Raw genomic sequence first — 14,874 nt, 5'->3', positions numbered from 1 at the left:
ACCTTCACGGTGGTCGCGGCCGTCTTCGTGTGTCAGCGAATCCCTGTCACCAGGTTGGCGGTGAAGGGGAGGGTCGCGCTGCCGTCGGGGGCGGTGCGGTCCGCGAGGCGGGCGTGGACGGCGCGGCCGGCCCGTACGAGGGCGTCGTCTCCGGCGTTGTCGACGATCCACTGGCCCCAGGACGTCGACGAGAGCTGGCCGGGGGCGTACTCGGCGAGGGGCGGGAACGCGATGCCGAAGCTGACCTCTCGGGATGTGACGTCGTGGAAGCCGGCGGTGCGAAGGGCGGTGGTGAGGCGCTCGGCGGTGCCGGAGAAGGCGCCCTCGTAGTCCGCGGCGATCTCCGGGCCGCCGTACTCCTTGACGGCTTCGTACTGGGCCACGAAGTACGGGATGCGGTCCATGTCGGCCCAGGCGGTGGCGCCGAAGCGGCCGCCCGGGCGGGCCACGCGGGCCGTCTCCGCGAGCACCGCGTCCAGGTCGGGGAAGAACTGGACTCCCTGCTGGCAGACGATCGCGTCGAAGGTCCCGTCCCTGTACGGGAGTCTGTCCGCCGGGGCCACTGTGAACTCGATGTCCGGGTACATGCGGGGTGCGTGTTCCCTGGCCACCCTGATCATGCCCTCGTTGACATCCGCGCCCGAGACGCGGCCCGCCGGTCCTACGCGGGCGGCGGCCGCCCTTGCCGCGAAGCCGGTGTCGCAGGCCAGGTCGAGGACCGTGGCACCGGGGAACAGGTCGACGGCGTCGAGGATCGTCTCCACGAAGGGCGCCATCAATGGCGCGGCGTACTGCTCGTAGCGTTCTGGCGCACTGCCTTTGAGCTGAAAGCCCGTTTCGTCTGCCATGAGGGAGCTACTAGCACTGGGCGCGGTGGGCGGCCAGGTGACGCGCGGGGGTGCGTGAGGGTGTTTTCGCCCCCGCCGCCCCTACCCGTCCCGTACCTGGAGGCTGCGCCCCCAGACCCCCGCCAAAAGATCGCGCAGTTCCCCGCGCCCCTCAAAAGGGTCGAAAACTACCCGCCCGGCAAGCCGAACTCGCACCACACCGCCTTCCCCCCTCCCGGCGTACGCCGTGACCCCCAGCCGGAGGCGATCGTGGCGACGATGGCGATGCCGCGCCCGGCCTCGTCGCCGGGCTCGGCGCGGCGGCGGCGCGGCAGGTGGTCGTCGCCGTCGGTGACCTCGATGATCAGGCGGCGGTCCGTGCGGCGCAGGCGCAGGCGCATGGGCGGGGTGCCGTGCTGCAGTGAGTTGGCGACGAGTTCGCTCGTGGCGAGCACGCCCAGGTCGTGCAGATCGGACGGGAAGCGCCAGCTGGTGAGCACGCCGGAGGCGAAGGCACGCGCGCGTGGAGCCGCTTCGACGCCGCCGAGCAACTCCAGAGCGGCGTTCCGGAAGAGCTCGCCGTCCGGGCCCGTACGCGCCGGGTGCTGGAGAACGAGGACCGCCACGTCGTCGTCGTGGTCGGCCATGACGCCCGCCGAGCGGACCAGGCGGTCGCAGATCACCTGAGGGGTGCCCGTGGCGCCGGCCAGGGCACGCTCCAGGGACGCGATGCCCTCGTCCAGGTCCTCGTTCCGGCGCTCGACCAGGCCGTCCGTGTACAGGACGGCCGTGGAGCCGGGGCCCAGCGGCACCGATCCCGACGCGTGCAGCCAGCCGCCGGTGCCGAGCGGCGGTCCGGTGGGCTCGTCGGCCCGGTGCACGGTGCCGCTCTCGTCGCGGACCAGGATGGGCAGGTGGCCCGCCGAGGCGTACACCAGCCGGCCCTCGTTCGGGTCGTGGACGGCGTACACGCACGTGGCGATCTGGTTGGCGTCGATCTCGGTGGCGAGTCCGTCGAGGAGTTGCAGGACCTCGTGCGGGGGGAGGTCGAGGCGGGCGTACGCGCGGACGGCCGTGCGCAGCTGGCCCATGACCGCCGCGGCGCGGACCCCGCGGCCCATGACGTCGCCGATGACGAGCGCCGTGCGGCCGCCGCCGAGGGTGATCACGTCGTACCAGTCGCCGCCGACCGCGGCCTCCGTGCCGCCGGGCTGGTAGGTGGCGGCGATACGCAGGTCGTCGGGCTCCTCCAGCTCCTGGGGAAGGAGCGAGCGCTGGAGGGTGACGGCCGTTTCGCGCTGGCGGCGCTCGCTGGTGCGCAGCCGTTCGGCCGCCTCGGCGTGATCGGTGACGTCGGTGGCGAAGATGAGTACGCCGCTGCCCTGGCCCTCCGGGGAGGTGTCGACGGGTGTGCAGGTGAAGGTGTACGAGCGCCCGCTCGGCACCTTGCGGGACTTGACCGTGCGGGGTTTCGCGCTGCGCAGGACCTGGTCGAGGAGCGGCAGCAGGCCGAGTTCGTCCAGCTCGGGCAGTGCCGCGCGGGCGGGCTCGCCGGCGGGGCGTACGCCGAAGGCCGCCGTATAGGCGTCGTTGACGTACGCGACGCGGTGTTCGGGGCCGTGCACCAGGGCGACGAGGGCCGGGACGCGGTCGAGGACCTCGCGCACCGGCAGCTTGTCGACGCCGAGCGTGGGCGGCGCGTCGTCGGTCAGCTGCTCGGCGCGGGCCGCGGGCACGGAGCCTTCCCCTCGTCGGTCCGGGGAGACCGTGTGCTCGGTCCGCGCTGCGGCGCGGCGCTGCGTTCCGGGGAGCCGGGCGCTCCAGCGCGTGAAGTTCACGAATCCTTGCCTCGTGTTTGTGGACTACGGCCGGCACCGGGTCGGTCGGGCATCCGGCCCGCGGCGGAGCCGCTGTTGAGTGCTGCGGCCCCCGGGGGATGCGGCACAGTGGGGAAAGCCTCGTGGGTTCGGAAAGGGCGGGCGGTGATCCCGCCCGAGGTCGTGGACCAGTCTGGCCGACCGGACCGACATCCGTCAGACGCCGGCCCAACCGGTGGAGTTCCTGGGTCCGGTCAGGACGACCCCTTCGGGTCGAGCTTGGGGTCGAGAGGATGCTTTCCACCGGCCGCGAGTTCGAACTCCGCACGGGGATGTTCGAGCGAACCGAGGGAAACGATCTCCCTTTTGAAGAGCCCCGCCAGGGTCCATTCGGCGAGCACACGGGCCTTGCGGTTGAAGGTGGGCACCCTGCTCAGGTGGTAGACGCGGTGCATGAACCAGGCAGGATAGCCCTTCAACTTGCGCCCGTAGACGTGTGCGACGCCCTTGTGCAGTCCCAGGGACGCGACCGAGCCGACGTACTTGTGGGAGTACGTCTCGAGCGCCTCGCCGCGCAGGGAATGCGCGATGTTGTCGCCGAGGGCCTTGGCCTGGCGCAGGGCGTGCTGGGCGTTGGGCGCGGTCTCCTTGCCGGGCTCGGCGGTGACGTCGGGGACGGCGGCAGCGTCTCCCGCGGCCCACGCGTGCGTGACGCCGTCGATGGTCAGCTGGGGGGTGCACTTGAGGCGGCCGCGCCCGTTCAGGGGGAGGTCGGTGGCGGCGAGGACCGGGTGCGGCTTCACGCCGGCCGTCCACACGACCGTACGCGTGGGGAAGCGGGCGCCGTCACTGAGGACGGCGATGCGGTCGGCGCAGGAGTCGAGGCGGGTCTCCAGGCGTACGTCGATGTTGCGGCGGCGCAGCTGGGTGACGGTGTACTTGCCCATCTCCTCGCCGACCTCGGGGAGGATGCGGTTCGAGGCCTCGACGAGGATCCACTTCATGTCCTCGGGCCGGACGTTGTGGTAGTAGCGCGCGGCGTAGCGGGCCATGTCCTCCAGCTCGCCGAGCGCCTCGACGCCCGCGTAACCGCCTCCCACGAAGACGAAGGTCAGAGCCGCGTCGCGGATCGCGGGGTCGCGGGTGGAGGAGGCGATGTCCATCTGCTCGATGACATGGTTGCGCAGGCCGATGGCCTCCTCGATCGTCTTGAAGCCGATCGCGTAGTCGGCGAGGCCGGGGATCGGAAGGGCGCGGGAGATCGAGCCGGGGGCGAGGACGAGTTCGTCGTACGTGATCTGCTCCGCGCCCGCGCCCTCCTCCTCGGTGGCGAGCGTGGTGAGCGTCGCGGTGCGCTTGGCGTGGTCGATCGACTGCACCTCGCCGATGAGGATCCGGCACTGGTCCAGGACCCGGCGCAGCGGGACGACGACATGGCGCGGCGAGATCGAGCCCGCGGCGGCCTCGGGAAGGAACGGCTGATAGGTCATGTACGGCTCGGTCGAGACGACCGTGATCTCGACCTCGCCCCGCTTCAGTTCAGGCTTCAACTTCTGCTGCAGGCGCAGGGCTGTGTACAACCCGACGTAGCCGCCGCCGACAATGAGAATGCGCGCACGTTCCTTCACCATCCCATGACGCACCCAGCTCCGGAGTTTGTCCACAGGCCCGGCAATTTGTGTGACCGGACGCCGACAACGCGCAGAGTTGGCCGATTTGCCGGAGTGCATGGAAGATGCGCAGGTCAGCGGGGGTGAGCTGGGTGCGCGGAGGGGGCGCAATCGGGACGTAACCGTCCCGTACTCCGATCGGGGGGCGCTCCGTGCGGAACCTGCCCCTTCTGAATTGACCCCCTCTCAACTATGTTCGTGTGTCGACGGGGTGTAGGGGGATGCGCTCGACGAGCCCGCAGGGCGGGCTCGTGCACACAAGCTTGTTCCGCACGCTCCGGCTACCAATGGCGGGGAGAGTCTCCGGGGGGAGACGTCATTACCGGGGGAACGCTTATGCACATTCAGGACTCTCATTGGTCTTCCGCGTCTGCCATCACATCCGGTGGCACGGTCGGCGCGGCAGCGAGCGGCAATGGACGCGGTCCGGGCGAAGGATCGCGCACGACGCCGCTGCGCGTGGACGCACAGCGCAATCTGGAGCACGTACTGCGCGCGGCGCGCGAGGTCTTCGGCGAGCTGGGATACGGCGCGCCGATGGAGGACGTGGCGCGGCGCGCGAGGGTCGGTGTCGGCACGGTGTACCGGCGCTTCCCGAGCAAGGACGTCCTGGTGCGCCGGATAGCCGAGGAGGAGACCTCCCGGCTGACCGACCAGGCACGCGCGGCGCTCGGCCAGGAGGACGAGCCGTGGTCGGCGCTCTCGCGCTTCCTGCGCACGTCGGTGGCCTCGGGCGCCGGTCGGCTGCTGCCGCCGCAGATACTGCGGGTCGGCGTCACGGAGGACGGGGTCGAGGCGGACGAGGCGCGGGTCCCGCAGCAGCGGTCCCAACTCACGCCCGAGCTTCGGCTCGTCGAACAGCGGCCGACACCCGAGGAGGAGTCGGTGATCGCGGCGGCGGACGACGCCGGTGCGGCGGCACTGCTCGACGTGGTCGGCCGGCTGGTGGAGCGGGCGCGCGCGGCGGGCGAGCTGCGGGCGGACGTCACCGTGGCGGACGTACTGCTGGTGATAGCGACGGCGGCGCCCTCGCTGCCGGACGCCGCCCAGCAGGCCGCGGCATCGGCCCGGCTGCTCGACATCCTGCTGGAGGGGCTGCGCTCGCGCCCGGCGTGAGCCATCCCTCAAGCCCTCACTTACCGGGCCTTACCGGAGTACGGGATTTTCCTGGAGAACGGGGTTCCTGGAGAACGGGGTTCCTGGAGAACGGGGTTCCTGAAGTACGGGGTTCCTGAAGTACGGGGTTCCTGAAGTACGGGGTTCGTCGGGTAACGGGCCTCCCGGAGCGCCAGGTTCTCCCGGACCAGCGGCCGTCCTGGACGCGGGTGCTGCGCCACTCGCGTACCGGGTGCCGACGGTGACACTCCGAGCATTTCGGGCATCGCGGCAACTCGCGTGCGGGGGCTGTTCGTTGACCGTTACCCAAACGAGTGAACGCTAGTGCTGTCGTGTGGCAAGGCCCCTCGGACGAGTGGTTGGTCTGTACTCGGGGGGTCGGTCCCCTGAAAGCGTGTGGCACTCTTTCCCGGTATTCGGGTCCGAGTGTGCAGGCGGGGGCTTTCCGCGATGAGCGTTGACGGGCGGGACGAGTCACTCGGTGACGGTGCCACGGACGGCGGCACGGGCACCGGCAGGCCGTCGACGCCGCAGGTGCCCAGTCAGGGCGGACGGCAGGGCGGCACCCCGGGGACCACACCTTCGGATGTCTCACCCTCGGGTGCCACGCCGTCCGGTGGCGCGCCCGAACCCAGCGTCCCGGCCCAGCGCGACCGGTTCGACCGGCGCGACGGCGTTGTTCTGCCGCCGCCCCCGGCCGATCCGCCGCCGTCCGACGCCGATCTGATCGAGCGGATGCGCGCGGGCGACGACACGGCGTACGAGGTGCTGTACCGGCGCCATGCGGACGCCGTGCGCCGGTACGCCCGCACCTGCTGCCGGGACGGGCACACCGCCGACGACCTCACGGCCGAGGTGTTCGCGCGCATGCTGCAGGCGGTACGCGGCGGCAGCGGCCCCGAGCACGCCGTACGCGCGTATCTGCTGACGACCGTCCGCCGCGTCGCCGCGAACTGGACGAAGTCGGCGAAGCGGGAGCAACTGGTCGACGACTTCGCGGTGTTCGCGGCGCGGGCCGCGCGCACCTCCGAGGTCTCCGACGACGACACACTCGACCTGGGCGCGGACGTCCGCGCGATGCACGAGGCCGAACAATCCATGGCCATGCGGGCGTTCCGGTCGCTGCCCGAGCGCTGGCAGGCCGTGCTGTGGCACACGGAGGTCGAGGACGAGTCGCCGAGCGAGGTGGCCACGCTCTTCGGGCTCGACGCCAACGGCACCCGCGTCCTTGCCAGCCGCGCCCGCGAGGGCCTCAAGCAGGCCTACCTCCAGGCACATGTGAGCACCGCGCTCACCATGGACGAGGAGTGCGCCCGCTACGCCGACCGGCTCGGTGCCTACGCCCGCGGCGGGCTGCGCACGCGCGCCGAGCGCGGGCTGCGCAAGCACCTGGAGGAGTGCGCCAAGTGCCGGCTGGCCGCGGGCCAGATCAAGGAAGTCGCCAGCGGGATCCCCGCGGTCGTGCCGGTCGCGGTCATCGGTTGGTTCGGTGCCGCCGGGTACGCGAAGGCCGTCGCGCTCATCGCCGGCGGCGCCGGAGCGGGTGCGGCCGGAGCCGCGGGCGCGGCCGCGGCGGCGGGCGGCAGCTCCGGGGGCGCGAGCGCGGGGGGCGGCGCGGCTGCCTCGGAGGGGATCGGCGCGCCGGTCAAGGCCGGTATCGCGGCGGGAGTCGTCGCGGTGGCCGCGGCGGCGGTGGCGCTCGCCCTGGTCGGCAACGACAGCCCGGCCAAGAAACCCGAGGCCAAGCCGACCACCTCGCCCGCCGTCGAAGCGCCGCTGCCGTCGCCGAAGCCGCCGAAGAAGGCACCCGCGCCGAAGCCGCCCGTGGTGGCGCCCACCCCGACTCCTACGCCGCCCCCCTCTCCGACGCCCAAGCCCACCCCGAAGCCCACGCCCAAGCCGTCGCCGACGCCCACTCCTACCCCGACCAAGGCCAAGCCCACGCCCAAGCCGACCCCGACCCCGACCCCGACGCCTCCTCCTCCCGCCCCGGTCGTCTACCAGTGGAGCGAGCTGAACTACGGCGTCGACGGCGACCACACCGAGCCCGAGATGCGGCTCGGCGCGAGCAGCTGGGTGTGGCAGCGCCCAGGGGTTTCGATCGCGAACACCCGGTACGCGCACGGCGTGACCGTCCACGGCCAGTCGTCCGTCACCATCGACCTCCATCGCAGCTGCTCCTCGTACGACGCGATGGTCGGCGTCGACGACCTGACGATGGGGCTCGGCAAGGTCCGCTTCTCGGTGTACGTCGACGGGTCCCGGGCATGGCGGTCACCGACGATCAACGGCGGCGACCAGGCGGTCCCCGTCCATGTGAACCTCGCCGGCCACAAGACGATCCGCCTCGTCGTCGAGCCGCACACCCCGTTCGACTCGACGATGCCGGCGGACTGGGCGGAGTCGAGGTTCCTGTGCCAATGAGCGCGTGAGGTGCGCCGTTACTCGTCGGCGTGCTCCTTGAGCACCTCGGCCAGGTCCCGCAGGGCGTCCTCCGTGGTGAAGTCCGCACCCGCGGCACGCTCGGACTCGTAGCGGACCGGGCCGAGGGCCGCCATCGCGGCGGCCTCGGTGCGCTCGGCCTCGGCGCGTTCGCGGGCGGGACGCGGATGGCCACCGCGCCACCGCGTGGCGGCTGCGAGCAGACGGGTCGCGGACGGGTGGTCGCCGAGCTCGGCGAGGAGACCCACCGCGGCATCGACGAGGCCGGCTGCCACCACATCGGCGCACCGCGTGTCCACTGCCTCCCGCAGGGCGCCGAACAGCTTCCGCAGACCGCGCTCCGGGCCGGACTCGGCGGCCGTGACGAGCGCGTCCACCCAGTTCAACGCCGCCACGAACTGGGGAGGTGGGGTGCCTTGGGAACTCTCCTCGCACGCCAGCTCAAACAGTTCGCGCGCGTGGGCGACCTCGCCGTCGTCCAGGGCCAGCTGAGCGCGCAGGAGGCGGATGAACGCCCGGGAGTCCATCACCCCGTATCGGTCGGCCGACGCGCTCGCCTCGTCCAGGGCGGCCAGCGCCCTGGAACGCTCGCCCGCGCGGTAGGCGATCTCGGCAAGCCGCGCCATCAGGAAGGGCACCTCTGCGTACGCGCCCACCTCGTGGGCGAGCCGCAGCGCCTCCTCGTACTCCCCCTTCGCCTCGTCGAAACGGCTGCGCGCCATGGCCGCCTCACCGGCCGCGCTGCACACCTGGGCCCGCATCCAGCGGTCTCCCACTCGTCGGCTGAGCACGCGCAGCTCCGCCAGGTCGTCGTCCACACCGTGCATACCGCCCGGCGCGTCGACGGCCATGTGCGTACGGAACATCAGGAGGACGCCGATCTCCCACTCGCCGCCGTACGCACGGCAGTTGGCGACCGCCGCGTCCAGGGTGGGCCGCATGTCCTCCGAGCCGCTGAGGAAGAAGGCGGTCAGCGGCCACACGATGCCCGGCATACGTGCCGCGTCCGGGCCGCCCTTCTCGAAGACGGCCCGCACCCGCGTCACGTACTCCCGCAGCCGGCCGTCGCCCCGCCGGGCCGGCGGTTCGAGCTCCAGGGTCATGAACAGGTGGAGCATGCGCAGCCGCATCCGCATACCGCGCATCGGGTGCTCGTCGCTCTCGGGGGTGTCGAGGAAGGCCCCCACCGGGTCGACGGCGTCCAACGGGACGAGGTGGGCATCACCGGCGGCGGGGGAAGACCCGCCCGGCCGTCCAGTGATCCCTGCGGCAGGCAGGACTCCAAGGCTGATCGCCGTGCCCAGCCGCAGCACGAGATCCGTCCATTCCGTGCCTTCGCGGCGGAAGTTGCGAAGCCACCAGAACCAGCTCATGTCGAGGACCAGAGCGCCGGCCTCCTCCTCGTCGGCGGCGACGATCGCACGGTGGAGGGCTGCCCTGATGTTGTCGAGCTCGGTCTCCAGGCGCTTGATCCACGGGAGTTGCTCGGCGGAGCGCAGCAGCGGCTCCGCCTCCTCGACGAGCGCACGCACCCAGGCGAGGTGGCGCCGCTCGGCCGCGGCGCGCAGCTCGGGGACTTCGGCGGCACGCTCGGTCGCGTACTCGTGGATGGTCTCCAGCATGCGATACCGCATGCCGCCTATGCCGTCCTCGTCGTACGGGGTGGCGACGATCAGGGACTTGTCGACCAGCGCCCCGACGAGGTCGGCCGCGGGCCCGGTGCACACGGCCTCCGCGGCCGCCAGGTCCCAGCCGCCCGCGAACACGGACGCCTCGCGCAGCACGGTCCGCTCCCGCTCGTCGAGCAGGCCCCAGGACCAGTCGACGACGGCGCGCAGGGTCTGCTGGCGGGGCAGCACCGTGCGGCTTCCGGAGGTGAGCAGCCGGAAGCGGTCGTCGAGCCGGTCGGCGATCTGGCGAGGGGTGAGCAGCCGCAGCCGGGCGGCGGCGAGCTCGATGGCCAAGGGCAGTCCGTCGAGCCGCCGGCAGATCTCGTCCACGGCCGCCGAGTCGTGCGGCGCGGCGTCGGCATCGGGACGGACGACCGATGCCCGCTCCATGAAGAGGCGGCGCGCGGGATCGGGCGGCAGGGGTTCGACCGGACGCACCAACTCGCCCGGAACACCCAGGGGTTCACGGCTGGTGGCGAGGATCGTGAGCCCCGGGCAGTGCGTCAGCAGAGTCTCGGCGAGCTCGGCCGCGGCGCCGATGACATGTTCGCAATTGTCAAGGATCAGGAGCTGGCTGCGCGGGGCGCAGTACTCGACGAGCAGGGCGAGCGGGTCGTCCTGCGGGACCGCCATCTCGTTGGTGATCAGCACGGTTTCGCGCAGACCGAGGGCGCTGACCACCGCACCGGGGACCGCCTCGGGCCGGTCGAGCGGGGCCAGCTCGACCAGCCACGCCTGCGGAAGCCCGGCGGCGGATTCCTCGGCGAGGCGGGTCTTTCCCGAACCACCTGGTCCGGTCAGGGTGACCAGGCGTGCCCTCTGAACATCCGAACGGATGGCCTCGAGTTCGGGTTCCCGGCCGACGAACGAGTTCAGACGGGGACGAATGTTCCCGTTCCGCGAGGCACGGGAGGAGTCTCCCGGCTCGGCGGGGCCCGCGTGCGACGTCCCACCGGCACGGGCCCGGTGCTGAGCCGTACCGCTCCCCGGCCACGCTCCGTCCCCCTCGTCCCACTGGGGCCGAGGGTCCAACAACTCCTCGTACAGGGCACGCAGTTCCGGCCCGGGATCCGCGCCCAGCCCGTCCATCAATCCGCGGCGCACCCCCTCGTACGCGGCCAGGGCGTCCGCGCCGCGGCCGGCGTCGCGCAGGGCGCGGATGAGCAGAACATGCAGCGCCTCGTCGTACGGGTGAGCCGCCGTCAGTTCTCTCAGCTCCGGTACGACGTCGGTGGCGCGGCCGAGTCGCAGGTCCGCCTCGATGCGGGTCCGGGTCGCCTCCTGGCGGAGGGCCTCCGGGCGGGTCGCGGCGGTGCGGTCGGGGAGGTCCGCGAGGGCGGGGCCACGCCACAGGGCGAGCCCTTCGCGCAGCCGGTCGGCGGCGGTCGTGGCGTCGCCGCGCTCCAGCGCGGTCTTGCCCTCCCCCACCAGCCGCTCGAAGACGAACAGATCCACGTCGTCCTTGGCGGCCCGTAGGCGATACCCGCCTGCCTCGGAGGCGACCGTGTCCTTGCCGATGGCTCGGCGCAGCCGGCCGACAAGGGCCTGCAGTGCCGCGGGGGCGTCCAGCGGGGGAACGTCCGCCCACACCTCGTCGATCAGGGTGTCCGGGGTGGTGGTGCGGGCCGGGCGTTGCGCCAGCGCCGCGAGCAGGGCGCGCACGCGGGGGCCTCCGACGGCGACCTGGGCCCCCCGGGCATCCTCCACCTGGGTGACCCCCAGAATCCTGTACCGCACCCACCCATTCTCCCCGCCTCCGGTACCGGAGACATCGCCTTTCCCCAGCGAGCCTCCCCCAAGCGCTCCCCTCGCCTCCGGCTCACCGCACGGGGCGGCGCGGCCGAGCAGGGATTCGGCCCCTCCGCCCCTGCCTGTCCCGTTCCTGGGGGCTCCGTCCCCAGCCCCCCGTACCGACCTTGACGGCCTCGTCCCCAAACGCCGGACGGGCCGAAGGATCAAGCCCCGGCCCAGCCCAAGGGAGCGAGCGGAGTGGATGGGAAGCCGGGGAGACGAGCGGGATGGAACCGAGTGGCTGCCGTACGACCGCTGCGTGCATTGCGCTCGTCACCTCGCCCTCCCCCCGGACAGCTGAGGTCCCGGCCGGTGTGAACGGCCCGCACAGGGACAGCGGGACGCACCCGCAGCCGCCGACGCGGGCCCCGGCCGGATGAGGCCGCACTCCTCACGCACCCACAGCCGCACACCCCACCGGCCCGCAATGGCGACCCACGCCCCCACTCACCCGCAGCCGCCGACGCGGGCCCCGGGCCGGATGAGGCCGCACACCCCACCCGCCCGCAGTGGCGACGCACGCCCCCCGCTCACCCGCAGCCGCGACGCACAGCCCCCACGCACCCGCAGCCGCCAGACCACGGAAGGGGCCGTGCCGGTACATCACATGCCCCGTCGCTTACGCGGTTGCCAACAGGCAGAGCTGTGAAAGCCAACCGATCTGCCACCGGCGACGGGGCGGATGTACCGGCACGGCCCCGCCCCACCCACCGGCGGACACGCGGAACCACTCACCGGCAGAAAGACGGAACCACCCACCGGCAGCAAGGCGCACGCGGCCGCCACCCCCAGCCCCCCAGCCCCCCGCCGAACCCCAACTACCCCCGCCGAACCGCCCCGGCCCCCGCCCCCAACGCCCGCCCCTGCGGCACGATCCCCGCAGGCACAGCCCGCTGCCGGGCAGGCGTCCCCGTCCAGCAGGTCCCCCGCCGGGCCAGCAGCCGCCGTAGCCACAGCTCCAGGGAGACCAGGTCGGCCAGCCCGTCCAGCGACAGCGGCTCGCCCTCCGCCGCCGCCCGCAGCGCCTTGCGGACCACGCGGGCCTCGACCAGGCCCGCCTGCGCCAGCAACGGCGTGTCGAACAACGCGATCAAGGAATCCGCGGCAACCCGCAACCCCGTACGCGCGGCCGCAGCCGAGGACGCGTGAGAAGGCGCGCCCCACCCAGCGGGGAGATCAGCCACCCCCGCCCCCTCCAGCACCGTCCGCAGAATCGCCGCCCGAGCGCCGGGCTGCACCCGCAGCGCCTCCGGCAGATCACGGCACGCGCGTACCACCTGGTTGTCGAGGAACGGCGTGTGCAGCCGCTGGAAGCGGATCTCGGCGGCCTGCTCCAGGACACGCACGTCCGCCGCGTGCCGCGCAAGCGCCGCACGCGCGCGGAAGTCGCCCGGCCGCTGGCCGGGACCGACCCCGGGCCGCCCCGTCGCGCCCCCCAGGCGAACCGATACTTCAGCCAGCGCCTCCCCGGTCAGCCAACGCGCCGCAGGCCCTGGTCTCGCCCAGGTGAGCGCGGCGAGCGACGCCCCCACGGCACCCCCCGGCTCCTCGAACCGCCGGTGCAGCAGCCGTTCGGCGAGCACGTCGACACCGGTGCGGTACGGCGTACGGGCCAGCTTCCGCGCGGCGCCGTACACGCGCGCTGGGACCATCACCGAACCGTCGGCCTTCGCCAGCGCGGCGACGGGCTTCACCAGATGTCGCCGCTTGCGGTCCATCAACAGGTCCGCGAGCCGCGCCGGGTGGGCGTCCAGAACCTGCCGGGCGCCGTACCCGGTGAAATGGTCCGCGCTCCCCGAGGAGAGCCGCGCACGTTGCCGGGCGGCCGTCACCAGCGACGGTCCCGGCTCGTCCGTCAGCGGGCCCTCCAAGTCGGCGTAAGGGAGCACCTCTTCGCCCCCGGCGACCACCACATGGTGCAGCCGGGGATTCGCGGCCAGCGTCCCGGCCCGCTCCAGCTCGGCCTCCCGCCCGCTGACGACAAGATCGTTGAAGGTGACCGCGAGAAGACGCTCGCCGGCGCCCGTGCCGTGCCCGAGGACGGTCCCGGGCGCCCCCGGAAGCCCGGCCGCGAGCAGCGCCAGTGTCCCCGAGGCGGGCCCGCCCGAGAGGTCGGCGCCGATCCCCGGCACCGGCATCCCGCGCGCGGCACGCCGCGCGGCGGGCCCCATCCCGGGCACGGGTCCGGGGTCCACATCGGTGCCCGGCACATGGCGCGGCGCGGCGAGACGCGCGCGTACGGCCTCCACGAGGGCATCGCGCACGGCGTCCACGGCGCTCGCGGGGTCGGCCGAGGGCGCCGCGACCGCGAGGGAGGCGACCGGCTCGTACCCGGCGATCTCGCGCGCCCCGGCGCGCAGGATCAGCGCGTGCCCCGGCGGGATGCGCCGCACACCCTCGTACGGGGTCGAGTCGTGCACCGCGGCCGGCACGTCGGGGGCGGCGAGCAGCGCCGCCAGATGCCCGAAGTCGAGGTTCGCCTCGATGAGGTCGGCGAGGGGCAGCGCGGCGGTCGCGTAGGCGGTACCGCCCGCCCAGGGGGTGTAGAACACAGGCCGCGCACCCGCGAGATCACCGCAGACGGTCACCCTCCGGCCCACCTGGACGACCGCCGTGTAGCTGCCGGACCAGTTGGTCAGATGCCGAAGTGCCCCTCCGCGCGCGGCGAACAGCCCGACCCGCAGCTCTTCGTCGGAGGCTCCGCAGGTGCCGAGTACGGCGATCCGGTTCTGCGCGTCGGCCTTCACCACGCGCACCTCGTCGGGGCGCCAGTCGCCGACGGCCCAGAGCGGATCGGGGTCGCCCCACAGGAGTTGGGAACCCACCGGGTGAACGGTCTCGCCGTCGCTTCCGGTGGCGCCCGCCGTGCCGATCTCAGGCGCTCTGGCGGCGGTACTGCTCCACCCCACCAACCATCGCATCGCCGCCTCCACAGGCTGTGGACAACCAGTGCACCGCACGAACTGGGCACCATGCTGCCACGAAGGAAGCTCACGAGAGGGCCCCTGCGGCGGCTTGCGCTCCCTGAAGTGCGCCCCCAAGTGGGCACCCGCGCCGCTCTGAAGCCGACGGACGGCCGCCGACTCCCCCACCCGCGTCCGCCGGAGAGCCGCCCCCGAGTCGCGTCGAGCACCCCGCTGACCGACCCCCGGGGCGGCATCGAGCACCCCATCGACGGGCACCCGACCGGCCCCGGGCCGACGCGAATGCGCCCCCGATACGCTCCCCCAAAACCCCCTACGCGCCCTCAACTGACGTGGTAGGAGCCCTAATTGCCCCCGAGGGACACCATCGATTTTCGGCCAAATCCCCAACGGAGGGACAGGCGTGCACACGCTCCGTACAGGCCTTGCGCACCGCTCTGCCAACGCACAGTCCGGGAGGCGGAGTTCGCCTCCCGGACCGGTCCGCCGCCCGCGGGGATGGAGGCGGCGGTGTCCCCCAGCCCACTGGATCCAGTACAGCGGGCCGACCCACGCACGATCCATGGAAGCGCTCCCCCGATGGCCGGAGAAGAGCGCACGGACGGGCGCACGGCCAC

7 protein-coding genes are annotated in these 14,874 nt (G+C 72.9%); 2 read left to right on the top strand and 5 right to left on the bottom strand.

Annotated features, from left to right (window positions below; translation table 11 throughout):
- Window positions 1-32: 32 nt before the first annotated feature.
- The 3 genes from IEY95_RS19750 to IEY95_RS19740 all read right to left on the bottom strand — a co-directional run bounded on the left by IEY95_RS19750 (window position 33) and on the right by IEY95_RS19740 (window position 4,275).
- Window positions 33-848 carry a class I SAM-dependent methyltransferase gene (locus IEY95_RS19750; RefSeq protein WP_189187342.1) on the bottom strand — a complete coding sequence of 272 codons (816 nt, stop codon included), beginning with the start codon at window positions 846-848 and terminating at the stop codon, window positions 33-35.
- Window positions 849-1,015: 167 nt separating this feature from the next.
- A complete protein-coding gene (locus tag IEY95_RS19745; protein ID WP_189187341.1) occupies window positions 1,016-2,665 on the bottom strand; it encodes an ATP-binding SpoIIE family protein phosphatase in 1,650 nt (549 codons plus the stop codon).
- A 233-nt stretch (window positions 2,666-2,898) separates the two neighbouring features.
- Window positions 2,899-4,275, bottom strand: coding sequence for an NAD(P)/FAD-dependent oxidoreductase (locus IEY95_RS19740; RefSeq protein ID WP_189187340.1), 1,377 nt, complete (start codon window positions 4,273-4,275; stop codon window positions 2,899-2,901).
- A 375-nt stretch (window positions 4,276-4,650) separates the two neighbouring features.
- On the opposite strand from IEY95_RS19740, the gene IEY95_RS19735 reads away from it, so the two are divergent.
- Together IEY95_RS19735 and IEY95_RS19730 are read left to right on the top strand one after the other, a co-directional pair.
- Window positions 4,651-5,430 carry a TetR/AcrR family transcriptional regulator gene (locus tag IEY95_RS19735; protein WP_189187339.1) on the top strand — a complete coding sequence of 260 codons (780 nt, stop codon included), beginning with the start codon at window positions 4,651-4,653 and terminating at the stop codon, window positions 5,428-5,430.
- Window positions 5,431-5,880: 450 nt separating this feature from the next.
- Window positions 5,881-7,854 carry a sigma-70 family RNA polymerase sigma factor gene (locus IEY95_RS19730; RefSeq protein ID WP_189187338.1) on the top strand — a complete coding sequence of 658 codons (1,974 nt, stop codon included), beginning with the start codon at window positions 5,881-5,883 and terminating at the stop codon, window positions 7,852-7,854.
- Window positions 7,855-7,871: 17 nt separating this feature from the next.
- Here the strand turns inward: IEY95_RS19730 and IEY95_RS19725 are convergent, their stop codons facing one another.
- Window positions 7,872-11,279 carry an AfsR/SARP family transcriptional regulator gene (locus IEY95_RS19725; protein WP_189187337.1) on the bottom strand — a complete coding sequence of 1,136 codons (3,408 nt, stop codon included), beginning with the start codon at window positions 11,277-11,279 and terminating at the stop codon, window positions 7,872-7,874.
- 872 nt (window positions 11,280-12,151) lie between these two features.
- Window positions 12,152-14,254 (bottom strand): asparagine synthase-related protein, encoded by a 2,103-nt coding sequence (locus tag IEY95_RS19720; protein WP_189187336.1) that lies wholly within the window; start codon window positions 14,252-14,254, stop codon window positions 12,152-12,154.
- Window positions 14,255-14,874 lie beyond the last annotated feature (620 nt).

Source organism: Streptomyces albiflavescens (assembly GCF_014645835.1).
GTDB lineage: Bacteria > Actinomycetota > Actinomycetes > Streptomycetales > Streptomycetaceae > Streptomyces > Streptomyces albiflavescens.
The sequence above is the reverse complement of the archived record's forward strand: the minus strand, read 5'-3'. Positions and strand labels throughout refer to the sequence as shown.